This is a genomic window from Nitrospirillum guaranorum, from assembly GCF_034653275.1.
GTDB lineage: Bacteria > Pseudomonadota > Alphaproteobacteria > Azospirillales > Azospirillaceae > Nitrospirillum.
In genome coordinates, this window is sequence record NZ_JAYEES010000004.1 from 1,453,684 (window position 1) to 1,468,821 (window position 15,138).

General features: G+C 68.2%; 13 protein-coding genes. 1 reads left to right on the forward strand and 12 read right to left on the reverse strand.

Going from position 1 to position 15,138, the window contains the following annotated elements; genetic code table 11:
- Positions 1 to 10 precede the first annotated feature (10 nt).
- The 10 genes from UAJ10_RS28135 to UAJ10_RS28180 all read right to left on the reverse strand — a co-directional run bounded on the left by UAJ10_RS28135 (position 11) and on the right by UAJ10_RS28180 (position 10,947).
- Complete coding sequence (locus UAJ10_RS28135) at positions 11 to 1,228, reverse strand: MFS transporter (protein ID WP_322918693.1); 1,218 nt, start codon at positions 1,226 to 1,228, stop codon at positions 11 to 13.
- Between the two features lie 152 nt (positions 1,229 to 1,380).
- On the reverse strand, positions 1,381 to 2,307 hold the full coding sequence (locus UAJ10_RS28140) for a crotonase/enoyl-CoA hydratase family protein (protein WP_322918694.1): 927 nt from the start codon (positions 2,305 to 2,307) through the stop codon (positions 1,381 to 1,383).
- Between the two features lie 37 nt (positions 2,308 to 2,344).
- A complete protein-coding gene (locus UAJ10_RS28145; protein ID WP_322918695.1) occupies positions 2,345 to 4,645 on the reverse strand; it encodes an acyl-CoA dehydrogenase in 2,301 nt (766 codons plus the stop codon).
- Positions 4,642 to 5,742 carry an acyl-CoA dehydrogenase family protein gene (locus tag UAJ10_RS28150; protein WP_322918696.1) on the reverse strand — a complete coding sequence of 367 codons (1,101 nt, stop codon included), beginning with the start codon at positions 5,740 to 5,742 and terminating at the stop codon, positions 4,642 to 4,644. The genes UAJ10_RS28145 and UAJ10_RS28150 overlap by 4 nt, the downstream gene beginning before the upstream one ends.
- Positions 5,743 to 5,750: 8 nt before the next feature.
- A complete protein-coding gene (locus UAJ10_RS28155) occupies positions 5,751 to 6,914 on the reverse strand; it encodes an acyl-CoA dehydrogenase family protein (RefSeq protein ID WP_322918697.1) in 1,164 nt (387 codons plus the stop codon).
- Between the two features lie 31 nt (positions 6,915 to 6,945).
- Positions 6,946 to 7,548, reverse strand: coding sequence for a GTP cyclohydrolase I FolE (folE, locus tag UAJ10_RS28160; RefSeq protein WP_322918698.1), 603 nt, complete (start codon positions 7,546 to 7,548; stop codon positions 6,946 to 6,948).
- Between the two features lie 135 nt (positions 7,549 to 7,683).
- Positions 7,684 to 8,442: an SDR family NAD(P)-dependent oxidoreductase gene (locus tag UAJ10_RS28165; RefSeq protein ID WP_322918699.1), complete on the reverse strand. Its 759-nt coding sequence runs from the start codon at positions 8,440 to 8,442 to the stop codon at positions 7,684 to 7,686.
- Positions 8,436 to 8,990 (reverse strand): nuclear transport factor 2 family protein, encoded by a 555-nt coding sequence (locus UAJ10_RS28170; protein WP_322918700.1) that lies wholly within the window; start codon positions 8,988 to 8,990, stop codon positions 8,436 to 8,438. Before UAJ10_RS28170 ends, UAJ10_RS28165 begins: the two co-directional genes overlap by 7 nt.
- Before the next feature lie 7 nt (positions 8,991 to 8,997).
- On the reverse strand, positions 8,998 to 10,140 hold the full coding sequence (locus tag UAJ10_RS28175; protein WP_322918701.1) for an oxidoreductase: 1,143 nt from the start codon (positions 10,138 to 10,140) through the stop codon (positions 8,998 to 9,000).
- Positions 10,141 to 10,143: 3 nt separating this feature from the next.
- Positions 10,144 to 10,947, reverse strand: coding sequence for an enoyl-CoA hydratase-related protein (locus UAJ10_RS28180; RefSeq protein WP_322918702.1), 804 nt, complete (start codon positions 10,945 to 10,947; stop codon positions 10,144 to 10,146).
- Positions 10,948 to 11,231: 284 nt separating this feature from the next.
- Between UAJ10_RS28180 and UAJ10_RS28185 the strand changes: the two genes are divergently transcribed.
- Entirely contained in the window at positions 11,232 to 12,461 is a 1,230-nt protein-coding gene (locus tag UAJ10_RS28185; RefSeq protein WP_322918703.1) for a CaiB/BaiF CoA transferase family protein, read from the forward strand.
- Positions 12,462 to 12,463: 2 nt separating this feature from the next.
- Here the strand turns inward: UAJ10_RS28185 and UAJ10_RS28190 are convergent, their stop codons facing one another.
- Entirely contained in the window at positions 12,464 to 14,116 is a 1,653-nt protein-coding gene (locus UAJ10_RS28190; protein WP_322918704.1) for a GMC family oxidoreductase, read from the reverse strand.
- Between the two features lie 52 nt (positions 14,117 to 14,168).
- Positions 14,169 to 15,077 (reverse strand): TauD/TfdA dioxygenase family protein, encoded by a 909-nt coding sequence (locus UAJ10_RS28195; protein WP_322918705.1) that lies wholly within the window; start codon positions 15,075 to 15,077, stop codon positions 14,169 to 14,171.
- Positions 15,078 to 15,138: the final 61 nt, after the last annotated feature.

Here is a 15,138-nt window from a genome sequence, read left to right on the forward strand (position 1 = left end):
CCCTGGGGGGCTAGCGGGGGTAGCGGCCCAGCAGCAGGTAGGTGAACGACGCCACCAGGAAGCAAGCGGCGGCGGCGCCCAAGGCTGGGTTGTAGCCGCCGAGCCGGTCATATAGCTGGCCGATGAGCATGGCGCCGGCGGCGGAGCAGACACCGGTGGCCAGCACGGTCAGGCCATAGATGGCGGAGAACGCCTGCATGCCGAAGTAGCGGGCGATCATGTAGCCGATGAGGTCGATCTCCGCCCCCTGGGCCAGACCGATCAGCACGACCGCGATGGCAGCCACGCCGGCACCCGGCGCCGCCAGCGACATCAGCACGGCACAACCCGCCACCGGCCCCATGGTGAACAGAAAGCCCAGGATGGGGGCCCAGACCCGGTCGACGATGGCCCCGGTGATCAACGTGCCCAGGAAGGTTGAAACGGCAAGCAGGCTCAGCAGGCTGGCGGCGGTCGCCGGTTCGACGCCCTTCGATATCAGCAGGGGCTGCATCTGGGTCAGCAGGCCCACCGCCGGACCGTAGGTCAGGCCGGCTGCCAGGCATATCAGCAGGATGCGCCGGTTGCGCAGCAGGCTGGGCCACATCCGCCAGCCGGTGGCCCCGGCCGCCTCCCGCCGCTCCTCCACCGCCGTGCGCCGGTCGGAGACCAAGGCCCAGCTGACGGGCCAGCCCAACAGCAGGATGACGGCGCCCAGGGTGTAGAAGCCGCCGGTGTAGCCCCAGCGATGGATGGCGCCGTAGACCGCCATGGGCAGGACGGCGCCGGCAACCGCCAGACCCAGGCGTGACACCGCCAGGGCCAAGCCACGGGATTGCCGGAACCAGCTGGTGACCGCCCGCGTATATGACAGGCCCGTTGTCGCCATGCCCGTCAGCACCAGCAAGGACATGGCGATGTAATAATGGGTGATGGACGGGGTCAGGTTGGCCAGGACGGCGTAGAACAGGCCGACGACGCCAATCGCCGGCAACAATACGCGCCGCACCCCATGGGCATCCACCAGGGTGCCGATGGCGGGGGCCAGCAGGGCCGCCACCAGGTTGGCGTTATGGGACAGGGCCTGCTGCCCCCGCGTCCACCCGAAGGCTTGCTCCAACGGCTGGACGAACAGGCTGGCCACGAAGGGGAAGGCGGAATAGCCGCAGGCCATGCCGATGCCGGCCCCAACCACCACGCGCCAATGGTCGCGCCATTCTTGCCGGGCCGCTGGCGTCAAATATTCCATGATCCAATGCCTTTTTTGGGTGCCCTCAAACGCCGGGCGCCGGCAACCACCGGCGTGGCTGATCCTCGGTTTCCAGTCCGCTACGCTTCCCGGAAACCTCCGGCGGCGCCAGTCGGGGCCCATCGCGGCATGCGTCCCTTATGCCGCTGGCGCTATTCAGCCTGTCCTCGCGCCCGCAGGCGCACCCGGCCGTCACCGAAGGGAGCGTCACGCTGCCTCAGCGCCTCTTTCAAGCCGCTCTCCGCCATATCTTGACGGAAGCGGCGGCGGCGGGGCCCCTGGGAGAGGTGGGCGCGTGCATCCAGCTCTGCGGCGAAGCGTTGCGCCGTGCGGGCGCCGGCCAGTTCCAACTGCAGGTTCACCACCCGCTTGTGGGTGGCCAGGATCGCCGCATCCACATGCGCGATGCGCCGGGCCAGGGCCAGGGCCTCCTCCGCCAACCGGTCCGCCGGGTATGACTCCAGCGCCAGCCCGATACGGGCCGCATCCAGCCCCGACAGCGTGTCGCCGGTGAACAGCATGCGTTTGGCCCACTGCGGCCCGCAGTGATAAAGCCAGAGATTGGTGGGTGGGGTGCCATTGGCCCGAGCCGCCGGGAAGCCGATCTTGGCATCGTCGGCGACGATGACGAGATCGCAGGAAAACGCGAGGTCCGTGCCGCCGGCCAGGCAGTTGCCCTGGACCTCGGCCACCACCGGCTTGTGCAAGTCCAGCAGGATCAGGGTGAGATCCTGCTGGCGCGCCAGGTTCCAGATGTCGTCGTCCAAGGTACCGGCGCGGGTACGGTACTGCGCGGGATCATAGGAAAGTGTCGCCTCCCCACCCGCGCCCCCTGGCCCACCGTAGCTGCCCATCAAGTCATAGCCGGCGCAGAAGTCACGGCCGGCGCCGCGCAGCAGGATGACATTCACGTCAACCCTATCGTCCGCCTCAAGCAGCGCCTGGCGGAACTCCTCCAGCATCTGGGCACTCAGCGCGTTACGCTTCTCCGGCCGATTCAGCGTGATCGTCGCCACACCTTCGGCGACGTCGAACAGCAGGGTTTCGGCCGACTTCAGCCACTTGCGCTGGTCTCTCATTCTTCTTCTCCCGCCTTCTCCCGCTTAGGGGCTGCCATCAGCGCGGCAGCCCCAGGACCCGTTCCGCCACAATGTTTTTCAGGACTTCGTTAGTGCCGCCAGCGATGGTCCAGGCGTAGCTCCAGAGATAGGAGTCATAAGGACCGATCGCCTGGTTGCCGTCCCCCGTCGGCCGGGGCCGCACCACCTGTTCCGCCACGCCCGCCCGGTCCACCAGGAAGGCGGCGTGTTCGTGCAGGAGTTCGGAGTAGAGCAGCTTCACGTACATCGGCAGGGGGGACGTCCCCATGTGCGGATCGGCAGCCACCTCGGCCATCATCTCGCGGATGATCCGCCGCACCGCCAGCAGCCGGCCATAGTGGTCCATGAAGGTGCGCCGATGGGCGGCGTCCGACCACCAACCGACCTCCCCCGCGCCTGCCGTCAGCAGCACCCCCTCCATGGCGAAGCGCAGACGCTCCGCCAGATCGACGATGATCAGCCCACGCTCCGCCGACAGGGTCGCCTGGGCGATGCGCCAGCCGTCGCCCTCGGCGCCGATCAGGTTCTCCGCGGGGATCTCCACCTCATCCAAGAACAGCTCGCAGAACTCCGCCCCGCCATTGATCTGGCGGATGGGACGGCGGATCACGCCGGGGCTGGCCATGTCCATGATGAAATAGGAAATGCCGGCCTGTTTCTTCGGCGCCTGCGGGTCCGTGCGCGCCAGCAGCAGGCAATAGCGGGCATGCATGGCGTAGGAGGACCAAACCTTCTGCCCGCTGACAATGTAGACGACACGGCCGTCCGCCAGGGTCCGTTTCTCCGCCCGCGTGCGCAGGCTGGCGAGGTCCGATCCGGCGCCGGGCTCGGAGAAGCCCTGGCACCAGACCTCACCCCGATCACGCACGCCGGTGAGATAGCGCTCCTGCTGTGCCGGCGTGCCGTAAGCGAACAAGGTGGCGGGCAAATGGAACAGGGAGACGGTGAACACGTCCGGCCGGGGCGCGTCGGCACGCGCCAACTCCTCATTCAGGATGACCGCGTGGGAAAGCGGCAGCTCCTCTCCACCCCAGGACTTCGGCCAGTGCGGCGTGGCCAAGCCGGCCTTTTTCAATTCCCCGAACCACCACTGCTGGAAGGCGACATACCCCTCCTCGCTGGCCCCGGTCAGGCGTTGCTTCCAGTCGTCCGGCACCACGGATGCCAGCCAAGACCGCACCGCCGCCCGGAACGCCTCCGGATCGGCAACGTGATCCAGCGGGCGCGGCGTCACCGCCAGGGTCGTCGTCGCTGCCGGCGGCACACTGACCAACGCGGCGGCCGCCAAATCCAGCGCCACATCGTCCCCGCCGAAGAGCACCCGGTTCAGGCGGGCGCGCTTCAGGTACAGGTGGATGTCCAGTTCCCAGGTGAAGCCGATGCCGCCATGCAGCTGCACGGCGTCGTCGGCGACAGCGACATAGGCGGCATTCGCGCTGGCCCGCGCCAGTTGGGCCAAGCCCAAGGCCTGGTCCTCGTCTCCGTCCGCCGACAACGCCTGGGCCACCAGCGCGCGGGCCACCTCCAGGCGCAGCTTGTGGTCGGCGACACGGTGCTTCAGGGCCTGGAAGCGGCCGATGGGCTGATCGAACTGCGTGCGGACCTTCAGATAGTCGATGGTCTTTTCCAGCACAGCGGCGGCACCGCCCAGGCTGTCGCACGCAAGCGCCAGGGCCGCGTGGCGGTCGGCCACCGCTTGATGGACGGGCAGCAGGTGCACCGCCACATCGCGCAACACCAGATGCGCTAAGCCGCGTGTGTGGTCCACGGTAGCCACGGGGGTCACCGTCACGCCCGGCGCGTCGCGCGCGACCAGTGCCAGACGGCCGCCCTTCAGACCCAGCAAGAAAACATCCGCCGACTCGCCATTCAGGATATGGCCGACCTCACCGGTCAGGTGCTCACCCGCCAGCCGAGTAGTGGGCGCATAGGCCGCGAACACCTCTCCGGACACCAGTCCCGGAAGCCAGCGGTCCCGTACGGCTTCCGGTGCACGGCCCAGGACATCCGCCACCAACAGCGTGGACAGCAGGGGAATGGGCGCCGTGCGCCGGCCCAGTTCCTCGTGCAGGACGGCCAGCGCCTCCAGGCCCAGACCCAGACCGCCATCGGCCTGCGCGACCGCCAGGCCGGGCCAGCCCAGGGACGCGACCGTCGCCGCCAATCCCCTGTCGTGGAGACAGCCTGCCGTCATGCCCCCCTTGACCTCGGCGGCGATCCGGTTGACGTGGGTGTGGATCCGGGCGCTATCCGTCTCACGTGCCAGGACATCGCGGATGCTGGTGCGCAATTCCGCCAGGTCGATGGTGTCGCTCATGCCAGGGCCCACCCCATGTCGATAAAGCGCCGGCGCTGGTCGCCGGCGTTCCCCAGCCAGGCGGACAGCGTCAGGGCCCGTTTGACGTAGAGGCCCAGGTCATGCTCGTCGGTGAAGCCGATGGCGCCGTGCAACTGGATGGCATCCCGGGCCACCCGGCAGGCGGTGTCGCTGCAGCGCCCCTTGGCCCGCACCGCCGCCAGCGGAAGGGTGGCGGGGTCACCGCTGGTGGACAGTCCGAACTGCAGGGCGGCGATCGCCCGTTCCTTGTCGATGTAGAGATCAACCGCCTTGTGCTGCAGCGCCTGGAATGAGCCGATCAGCTGATCGTACTGCTTGCGGATGCCCATATAGTCCAGGGTCATCGCCAGCATTCTCTCCGACAGCCCCAACAGGCCAGCGGCGGCCACGATGCGGGTCTCATCCAAGGCCCGGGCGATGGCGGCCTCGGCCGTCGCCGGCGTGGCCGCAACGTCCTGGGGACTCACCACCACGTCGGCCAGCGTGACCTGGCCCAGGGGGGTGTCATCCGCCCGCCAGAGATGGGTGCCGGTCACGCCGGCCTTGTCAGCGGGCACAGCGAATAAGCGCACGCCGTCAGGCGCCGCGGCCGGCACCAGGACGTGGGTAGCGGAAACGCCGCCGGCGACGGAGGTGGCATGGCCGGAAAGGCGCCAGCCGCCAGCGGATGCGGCAGCCGCCACCGACGGCCGGGTACAGTTAAGGTCCAGAGCCAGGGCGGGAAGGCAAGCACCTGTCGGCACCTGGGGCAGCAGTGCCGCCCGCGCCGGACCATCGCCGTGGACCAGGGCCCGGGCGCCCAGGACGGCGAAGGGCAGCAAGGGATCGCCCATCAGGCCCTTTTCCAGTTCCCGCACCACGGCCGCCATCTCGGCCAGGCCCAGGCCGATGCCGCCATCGTCCTCCGGCACCAGGATGCCCAGCCAGCCCAGCTCGGTCAGCAGGGCCAGATGGACGGGGTCGTAACCCGGAACGCTGCCCCGCCGGGACCGCACGCCCGCGGGACCGGAACCATCCGCGACCAGCCGCTGGGCACCGGCCGTCAGCTCGGCGATGATGTCGTTTTGCGCCGTCATGGCCTGTCTCACGCGGGCAGGCCAAGCACGCGCTTGGCCAGGATGTTGCGATGAATTTGCACCGTGCCGCCGTAAATCATGGGGGCCCGCGCCGTCAGGTAATCGCGCAGCAGGTCAGCCTCTCCCCGGAAAACGGGGCCATCAGCGAAGGGCGCCGCGCCCGACAGGCCGCCCTGCTCCCCCGCGATCTCCAGCGTCAGCTCGGTGATGCGGGCATAGGTCTCGGTCGCCACGATCTTCAGGGTGGAAACCTCAAAGCCAAAGCTGTGCCCCGCGCGGATTTCCTGGGCCAGGCGTTCATACATCTCGCTGTTGTCCGCCAGGTCCAACTGCAGCTGGGCGATGCGGTCGATGATGGCCGGGTCGCGGTCCCGGCCCGCCAGCCGGGCCACCCGCACCAGCCGGTCCATGGCCTGGCGCCCCATGTGGGGCGACCCGGCCCAGACCCGCTCGAACCCCAGTAGGGACTGCGCCACCCGCCAACCGTTGTTGAGGCCGCCCACCAGGTTGGCGGCGGGGGCCCGCACATCGTCCAGGAACACCTCGGCGAATTCGGCATCGCCGTTGACGGTCACGATGGGTTTCACCGTGACGCCCGGCTGGTTCATGTCCACCAGGATGAAGCTGATGCCGGCCTGTTTCTTCACCGTCTTGTCGGTGCGTGTCAGGACGAAGATGTGATTGGCATCGACGGCGCCGGAGGTCCAAATCTTATGGCCGTTGAGGATGAACGTATCGCCCTCAAGGTGCGCCTCAGTCCTCAAACCCGCCAGGTCCGATCCGGCGCCCGGCTCCGAGAATCCCTGGCACCACAGATCCTCGCCCGACAGGATGCGGGGAAGATAATGGGACACCTGCTCCGGCGTGCCGTGGGCCAGCAGCACCGGCCCCACGTTCAGCACGCCCTGCTCCATAACGCGCGAGATGCCCGCGCGCGCCCATTCCTCCAGATAAATCAGGTGCTTGGCCGGCTTCAGCGCCATGCCGCCGTGTTCGGCCGGCCAGCCAGGCGCGAGCCAACCGTGTTCCGCCATGGCCTGGTACCAGCCCCGGGCCTGGGCCCAGCGCACATGCTCCTCCCCCCGCCGCAGCTCGGGCGGGCAGTGCGCCTTGATGAAATCACGGGCCGCCTGTCGGAACGCCTCGTCGGACAGCGCATTCCAGTCGCGCATCTTCTTCCTCATGAATAGCGGGGCCGGGGCGTCAGATGCCCATCAGCTTCAGCACTTCCTTCCGGCTCTTCTCTTCGTCCCGGAAAACACCCATCATCCGGCTGGTCTTCATGGCGACGTTGGGAGTGTTCACCCCGCGCGATGTCATGCAGCCATGCGTCGCCTCGATCACCACCGCCACACCCTGGGGCTTCAGGTGTTCCCAGATGCAGTCGGCGACCTCCGCCGTCAGGCGCTCCTGCACCTGCAGGCGGCGGGCGTAGGCGTGGAGCACCCGCGCCAGCTTGGAGATGCCGACCACATGGTTGCGGGGCAGATAGGCGATGTGCGCCTTGCCCACGATGGGCGCCATGTGATGTTCGCAGTGGGACTGGAAGGGAATGTCCTTCAGCAGGACGATCTCGTCATAACCGCCGACCTCGTAGAACACCCGGTCCAGGTGGCGGCCCGGATCCTCGCCATAGCCGCGGCAATAGTCCCGCCAGGCCCGCGCCACCCGCTTGGGCGTGTCTTCCAGACCTTCGCGGCCGGGATCGTCGCCCGCCCATTCGATGAGGGTCCGTATGGCCTGTTGCACGGCCTCCGGCACATCAGCCGGATGGGTCGGAGCGGGCTTTGCTTGGGGTAGCGTCATGCGTGTCGTCGTCCTGTCCGGCGCGAAAGGTGCCGGTGCTTGTGTTCCCTTGATCCTAGGGAGCGGCGTCTGGTTGGGACCAGCGGCGCTGCTGAAAACCGGCACCTCATCGCCTATCCGATCAGGCCCGCCCCCCTAGGCCCGGCGCCCGCCGCAGACCTCGGTATCCGTGCCGGTGATCATGGCGGCATCGTCGCTGCACAGGAAAAGGACGGTGGCCGCGATCTCCGCCGGCTGCACCGCCCGGGCGATGGACTGGCCGCCCCCGGCAATTTCGGCCTGCTGCTCGGCCGTGAACATGCGGGCGATGACCGGCGTGGCCACCAAGCCGGGGGAGACGCTGTTGACCCGCACGCCGCGCGCGGCGTACAGGGCCGAGGCGTAGGCCGTCAGATGCACGACCGCGGCCTTGGCCGCGCCATAGGCCGGCGGGGCCGCTGGCGTGACCACCTTGCCCGACATGGACGCGGTGTTGACGATGGCGCCGCCCCCGTTGGCCAGCATCACCGGCAACTGGTGCTTCATCCCCAGCCAAGTGGCCGTCAGCGTGGTGGCCAGGGTCCAGTCCCAGTCCTCCCGCGTCGTGGTCTCGATCGTGCCGGGCCGGGAAAGGCCGACGTTGTTGACCGCGTGGGCCAGGGGGCCGAACGCCGCCACCGCGCCGGCGACCAAAGCGGCCACGTCTTCTTCCCGCGTGCAGTCGGCGGCGATGAACCGCGCCAGCCCGCCGGCGGCCTGGATCTCGTCAACGACCGCGGCGCCGCCGGCCGCATCCAGATCGCCGATGACCACCCGCGCGCCCTCGGACGCGAAAGCCAGGGCCGTGGCCCGACCGATACCGGACGCGCCGCCGGTGACCAGCACCGGGCGCCCGGCGAAGCGCCGCTTCACCATATCGGTTCCTCCGTCAATTGGGTGACGTTCGCGACATCGCCGCCCGCCCAGAAATCGCGCCATTGGGGGAAGTCGGCCGGCAGCCGGGGCGGCAGGTCATGATTGGGCCAGTCCTGGAATGGGGCGGTGGGTCGTGCCGACCAGTCGGCGCAATACCAGTGCTTTTCCCGCCGGCGGGTGAAGAACCACCGCCCATCGCGCCGGGCGTAATCGTCGAAATAGATGATGGCCATGATGACCCAGCGCCCAGCGTCCTCATGCTCCGCCCGGCAATAGACGGCGCCGGTGGCATGGTCGGCGTCGGCGAAATCCACCCGGTGACCGCAGATCAAATGGATGGACCGGTAGAACGTGCGCAACTGCGGTTCGATGATGCCGCGCAGGACCGGTCGTCCCTTGCCATGGCGTCCGCAATCCACGTCGTTCACGAACAGGCCCACCCACGCGTCCAAGTCCCGGCCATCCACCGCCAAGGCGTAACGGACGGGCAATTGCTGAATGGCGGCCAAGGATTCCAGCCGGTCCAGCCGACGGAGCACATCGTCCATCATGCCCTCAGGTCAGTCGTTTCAGGTTTTCAGGGTCGAAAGGCTTGAAGGGCTGGCCCGCCCGGGCCTTGAGCAGCCATTCGGGATCGTTGAGCAGCGCGCGCCCCACGCCCACGAGGTCGAACTCCCCGCGCCCGAACCGCTCGATCACCAGGGGCAGGTTGTCATCCACCGCTTGGCTGTCGTCGATGTGCTTGGCCAGGCCGCGTCCCTTGCCGAAGCCCACGCCACCGACCGTCATGGCCAGCCGACCCGTCAGCGTGCGGCACCAACCCGCCAAGTTCAGGATGGAGCCGGCGAAAAGCGGGCTATCGAAAAAGCGCTGGCTGCCATCGAAGACATCGACACCGGCCTCCGCCAGGGGCGCCAGCAATGCCGCCAACTCGTCCGGCGTATCGGCGATGCGCGCCGTATAGTCCTGCATCTTGAACTGGGAGAGGCGCAGGGCGATCGGCACCTCCGTCCCCACGGCGGCGCGGATGGCGCGGATGACGGCGGCGCCGAACGCGGCCCGTCTGCCGGCATCCCCACCCCAGCGGTCCAGCCGCCGGTTGGTGTAGCGCCACAGAAAGCTGTCGATCAGGTAACCGTGGGCACCGTGGACGGCGATGCCGTCGAAACCCAGTTCCCGCGCTTGCAGGGCGGATCGGGCATAAGCGTCGATCACGTCCTGGATTTCGCCGTCGGTCATGGGGCGGGTTGGCGTTGCCGCCCTTGACCGCGCCTCATGCGGGATGGAAATGATGCCGTCGGCCGGCCCCCAGATGCCCGAGGGACGTAGGGCGAGGCGGTGGGTGCCGGAAGTGTCGCCGGCATATTCAACGTTCCACATCGGCCCCTGATGCCACAGCTGCGCCCAGATGGCGCCTCCGGCCGCGTGCACCCCGTCGACCACGATGCGCCAGCCAGCCAGCGCCGCCTCGCCATGGAGACGCGGCACGCCGGGGTGGTCCACCGCTTGCGGATGATCGATGCCAACGCCCTCGGTGATGATCAGGCCGACACCGGCTGCGGCCCGCCGGCGGTAGTAGGCGGCCACCTCGGCGCTAGGTACGCCGCCCGGGCACTGATAGCGGGACATGGGCGCCATCACCACCCGGTTGGCCAGCCGCGTCCCCCGGATGGTGAGGGGCTGGAACAACGCTTCCATGGCTCAGCGCCCGACGAAGACAGGCGCACGCTTCTCGAAGAAGGCCTTGCGCTTTTCGGCGGTGTCCTCGGTCGACTGGCTGATGAAGATGGCCCTGTTCTCCAACTCCATCGCCGCCTGCAGGCTGCCCGCATCGGCGTTCAGCCACAGGGTCTGCTTGGTCAAGGCGATGCCGATGGGGCTGTTGGCCTGGACGCTGGCAGCAAGGGCCAGCGCCTCGTCCATCAGGCGATCATCCTCCACCGTCCTCAGCACGAGGCCGATGGCGGCCGCCTCCTCCGCCGGCACCGACCGGCCGGTCAGCAGCAGCTCGGCCGCGCGCTGGGCGCCCACGGCCCGGGGAAGGAGGTAGCTGAGCCCCAGTTCATGCCCCGTGCCGGCGTTATGGAAGGCGTTGACGAAGCGGGCCGAGCGCGCGGCGATGGCGATGTCGGCCGCCAGGGCCAGGGAGTAGCCGGCCCCCGCCGTGACACCGTTCACGGCGGCGATGATCGGCTGTGGCAAGGCGCGCATCAGCAATGGGATGCTGCCCAGCTTCGCCAGGATGGCCCGGCTGGTCTGGGCCTTGCCCTGCCCTTCCGGCACCCAGGCGGGGTTGCCGCCGCTGCGCAAGTCATGCCCCGCGCAAAAGGCCCGGCCGGCACCGGTGAGGATCACCACCTGGACGGTGGGGTCGAAGCGCACGGCCTCCAGCGCGGCGATCAAGGCCTCGTAGGTGCTGTAGGCCAGGGCGTTCAAGGCGTCCGGGCGGTTGAGCGTCAGGCGGCAAACCCCCGGCGCCGGCATGTCGCGCAGAATTTCGTCCATGGATGCGGCCCTCTACCCCTGTCCCACCCTTAACGGTGCGGTGGAGCCGATTTACTGCGTCCATGGCGATGCCGCGAGCATGGGTGCCGCAAAAGCCCTTCCCATCATGGGAGCGATGGCGCCGCTGGCGGCCTGTTCCATCCCGTATATCGCGGATGTGAACAGGTGCGGTGCGGAGAGCCCATCCCCTTGCCAACCGCGCGCACGACGGTGTGGAACGGCGGAAAGGGGAACGCGACGTGGGTGCCGCCACCCCGTGGCATTCAAGAAAAAGGAAGACTCACATGGCCGATCTGCCGTTGACCAGCGTTCGGGTCCTGGACCTGTCTCGGGTGCTGGCGGGCCCTCTGGCAGCGCAAATGCTGGCCGACCTGGGCGCCGACGTCATCAAGGTGGAACGGCCGGGCACCGGCGATGACTCGCGGGTCTTCGGCGCCCCTTACCTCAGGGGCCCCGATGGGCAACCTACCCGGGAGAATGCCTTCTATCTCTCCGCGAATCGCAACAAAAGGTCGGTCACGGTCAACATCGCATGCGCCAGGGGCCAGGACATCATTCGACAGCTGGCGGCCAAGGCCGACGTGGTGTTGGAAAACTACAAGGTCGGCGATCTGAAGCGTTACGGCCTGGATTACGAGTCCATCCGCGCCCTCAATCCCGGTGTCATCTACTGTTCCGTCACCGGCTATGGCCAATCGGGCCCCTATGCCAAGAAGCCCGGCTACGACGCTGTCTTCCAGGGGCAGAGCGGCCTGATGAGCGTCACCGGCCACCCGGACCATAAGCCGGGCGGGGGGCCGATGAAGGTGGGCCCCAGCATCGCCGACGTCATTACGGGCCTGAACGTGTCCAACGCCATCCTGGCCGCCCTGTACAGCCGGGACGCCAATGGCGGGGTGGGCCAGTACATCGACGTGGCCTTGCTGGACTGCATGGTGGCTGCGCTGTCGCACTATGCCCAGATCTATCTGACGTCGGGTGAGGTGCCGGTGCGCCGGGGCACCCAGGGTAACGGCGGCATGCCCTCCACCCTGTTCCCGTGCAGCGACGGCGCCATCATGCTGACCGCCGGCAACGACGTTCAGTACGGGCGGCTGTGCGACGCGGTGGAACGGCCGGACCTCGCCACACATCCCCTGTTCCACACCAACATCCTGCGTGTGGAAAACCGCGACGCCCTGACGGCCGAGTTCGACGCCATTTTCCGCCAGAACACCGTCGGCCACTGGCTGGAGCGGCTGGACGCCTTCGGCATACCCAGCGGGCCGATCAACACCCTGGATCAGGTCTTCGCCGACCCGCAGATGCGCCATCGCGGCATGGCCGTGCCGGCCCCTCACCCGCTGGCGCCGGATCTGCAGGTACTGCGCAACCCGCTGCACTTCTCCACCACGCCCATCACCCGCTATGACGCCCCGCCCATGCTGGGCCAGCACACCGATGCTGTGCTGGCCCAGGAACTGGGCTTCGATGCTGACACGCTGGCGGGGCTACGGGCGGAGGGCGTTATTTAAACTCAGGCCGCGTCCTCGCGGATCATGTCCGCGGCCTTTTCGGCGATCACCACCGTCGGCGCGTGCGTGTTGGCCGACACCAGGCTGGGCATGACCGAGGCGTCGACCACCCGCAACCCCGCTATCCCCCGCACCCGAAGGCGCGCGTCCAGCACGCTCCGGTCATCGCCACCCATGGCGCAGGTGCCGACGGGATGATAGGCGGTGGTCCCCGTCTTGCGGGCGAAGGCCAGCAACGCCTCATCACCCTGGCGCTCGGTGCCGGGGATCAGCTCATGGTCCAGGTAGGGAGCCAGGGCTGGTTGCTTCAGCACCCGCCGGCACCAGGCGATACCGGCGACCATGATGCGCTGGTCCGCCTCATCCTCAAGATAATGCGGCAAGATGGCGGGCGTCTCCCGCACATCGGCGCTGCGCACGTGGACACTGCCGCGCGACCGCGGGCGCATGACATAGCTGGCAATGGTGATGCCCGGTTCCCGTTCCATGGTGACACGCCCGGTCTTGAGGGTGGCGGCCCCATCCACGGTGCCCGGGCTGGCGAAGAACTGCAGATCGGGCAGGTCCATCGCCGGGTCCGACTTCAGGAAAGCCGTGAGGTTGGAGCCGCCCAGGGCCAGGAGACCGGAGCGGTCCATCATATAGCGCAGCATCTGCCCCATCAGCCCCGCCCCCCGCGACAGGGCGTTGAAGCTGGGGGCGCCCGGGCGCAGCCTTGCCTTGACCGAGCAGGAATAGTGGTCGGCCAGGTTTTCACCCACACCCGGGCTATCGATGACCGGCGTGATGCCCAAGGCCGCCAGACGCTGGGCCTGGCCGATACCCGATACCTCCAGCAGTTGGGGCGACGCGATGGAGCCGCCTGACAACAGCACCTCGCGCTTGGCCTTGGCGGTCATCAGTCGGCCGTCCTGCATGTATTCGATACCCACGACACGTCGGCCCTCAAAAAGCAGGCGGGTTGCCTGGGCGCGGATCTCCAGCCACAGGTTGGGACGGCGCAAGGCCGGATGCAGGTAGGTGACGGCGGTGGAGCGGCGCAGCCCCTTGCTGATGTTCAGGCGCGTGCGCATGACCCCTTCGCGCGCCGGCCCGTTAAGATCGGGGCTCAAGGGCGCCCCCGCCTCCTGAAATGCCCGCAACATCGCCTCCAGCATGGGGTGATGGATCTGGGGGTCGGTCACATCCAGGGGCCCGCCCTTGCCGGCACCCGGATCATCCGATCGCCCCGCCTGGTTTTCCACCCGGCGAAACAGCGGCTCGAGATCGGACCAGGCCCAGCCGACGCATCCCAGCTGCCGCCAACCGTCGTAGTCCTCCGGTAGCCCGCGCATGTACAGCATACCGTTGATGGACGATGAGCCGCCCAGGACCTTGCCCCGGGGGACGGCGTAGCGCCGGCCGTCCGTGCTGGGGTCCGGCTCGCTCTTGTAGTTCCAGTTGACCTTGGGATCCGACAGCAGCCGTGTGAAACCAGCCGGCAGGTGGATGTTGACGTTGCTGACGAACTGCATCGGGCTATGGAGCGGCCGGTCATCACCCCCAGCCTCCAGCAACAGCACGCGGGTCCGGCCATCCGCCGACAGCCGGTTGGCCAGGACGCATCCCGCTGATCCCGCGCCAATGACGATGTAATCGGCCTCAACCGGCGCCATAATTCCTCCTCCGCTTTTTATTGTTTCAACAGGCCGGCCGCGCCATGGCGTCCTACCGGAACAGGGCCGGCACGCCCTTGGTGCTGATGCGGTACAGCAGGCGGCGCTCCCCCTCGGCGTCCGAATAGACGATGGGGGTCGCGCTGTGGACGGTGCTGTAGTTGTCCCAAAGCACGATGTCGCCCGGCAGCACTTTGTAGCTGATGCGAAATTGCGTCTGGACCACATGGGTCCGCAGGTGCCGGATTAGTGTTGTGGCGGCATCCTGGTCCATGCCGTCGACGCCGCAGGCGGTCCCTGACGTGAACAAGGCCCGCCGCCCAGTCACCGGATGGCGCATGATCAGGGGGTGGCGTTGCCGGGGCATGTCCCGCTTGGGCCGGTTGGGGTCCGGCGGCGTTTCACCCTCGATCCAGGGGGCCGCCCCCAACTCGTGGATGGCGACCAAGCCCTCCAGCGCCATCTGGCGGCTGACCGGCAAGGCGTCGAAGGCAGCGGCCGTGCTGGCGAACAGCGTCTCCCCGCCGTCGCGCGGGGCTTCCTTGCCATACAGCATGGTGATCGCCGCCGGCTCCGCCTCATAACTACCGTCGGAATGCCAGTGAACGGCGCCATCCCGCATGGCGAGCGGCGTGGCCGGGTCGTTGTTGATCCGGATCATCTCCGGATGCTCCTGGCCACGATGCTCCTTGATGAAGAATTCCAGGGGACGCCCCCATTGGCGTCCAAAACGGACGTACTCCGCATCCGACAACGCCTGGCCCTTGATGACCAGGACGCCGCGCTGGTGCAGCAGGTCGATCAGCGCGCGCATCGTCCGCGGGTTGTCGAGGACGGCGGCGAGATCAAGGCCGGCGATCACGCTGCCCAGGACGGGGCTCAACGGCGTCGAGGCGAGGGTGGGCGCGGAGGTGGAGATGAGGGACACGGCCAGCGGGACTCCCAGGCGGATGGCTTCCATACCCTTTTGTCTACGCCCGCCCCGATGCCATCAGGGAGTCCCCGGCCCGCAATCATCGCCG

Coding starts and splice junctions, on each gene's coding strand:
- UAJ10_RS28155 (WP_322918697.1), bottom strand. CDS start 6,914: ATGCGCGACTGGAATGCGCTGTCCGACGAGGCGTTCCGACAGGCGGCC.
- UAJ10_RS28150 (WP_322918696.1), bottom strand. CDS start 5,742: ATGACGGCGCAAAACGACATCATCGCCGAGCTGACGGCCGGTGCCCAG.
- folE (WP_322918698.1), bottom strand. CDS start 7,548: ATGACGCTACCCCAAGCAAAGCCCGCTCCGACCCATCCGGCTGATGTG.
- UAJ10_RS28145 (WP_322918695.1), bottom strand. CDS start 4,645: ATGAGCGACACCATCGACCTGGCGGAATTGCGCACCAGCATCCGCGAT.
- UAJ10_RS28135 (WP_322918693.1), bottom strand. CDS start 1,228: ATGGAATATTTGACGCCAGCGGCCCGGCAAGAATGGCGCGACCATTGG.
- UAJ10_RS28165 (WP_322918699.1), bottom strand. CDS start 8,442: ATGGTGAAGCGGCGCTTCGCCGGGCGCCCGGTGCTGGTCACCGGCGGC.
- UAJ10_RS28180 (WP_322918702.1), bottom strand. CDS start 10,947: ATGGACGAAATTCTGCGCGACATGCCGGCGCCGGGGGTTTGCCGCCTG.
- UAJ10_RS28185 (WP_322918703.1), top strand. CDS start 11,232: ATGGCCGATCTGCCGTTGACCAGCGTTCGGGTCCTGGACCTGTCTCGG.
- UAJ10_RS28140 (WP_322918694.1), bottom strand. CDS start 2,307: ATGAGAGACCAGCGCAAGTGGCTGAAGTCGGCCGAAACCCTGCTGTTC.
- UAJ10_RS28190 (WP_322918704.1), bottom strand. CDS start 14,116: ATGGCGCCGGTTGAGGCCGATTACATCGTCATTGGCGCGGGATCAGCG.
- UAJ10_RS28195 (WP_322918705.1), bottom strand. CDS start 15,077: ATGGAAGCCATCCGCCTGGGAGTCCCGCTGGCCGTGTCCCTCATCTCC.
- UAJ10_RS28170 (WP_322918700.1), bottom strand. CDS start 8,990: ATGGACGATGTGCTCCGTCGGCTGGACCGGCTGGAATCCTTGGCCGCC.
- UAJ10_RS28175 (WP_322918701.1), bottom strand. CDS start 10,140: ATGGAAGCGTTGTTCCAGCCCCTCACCATCCGGGGGACGCGGCTGGCC.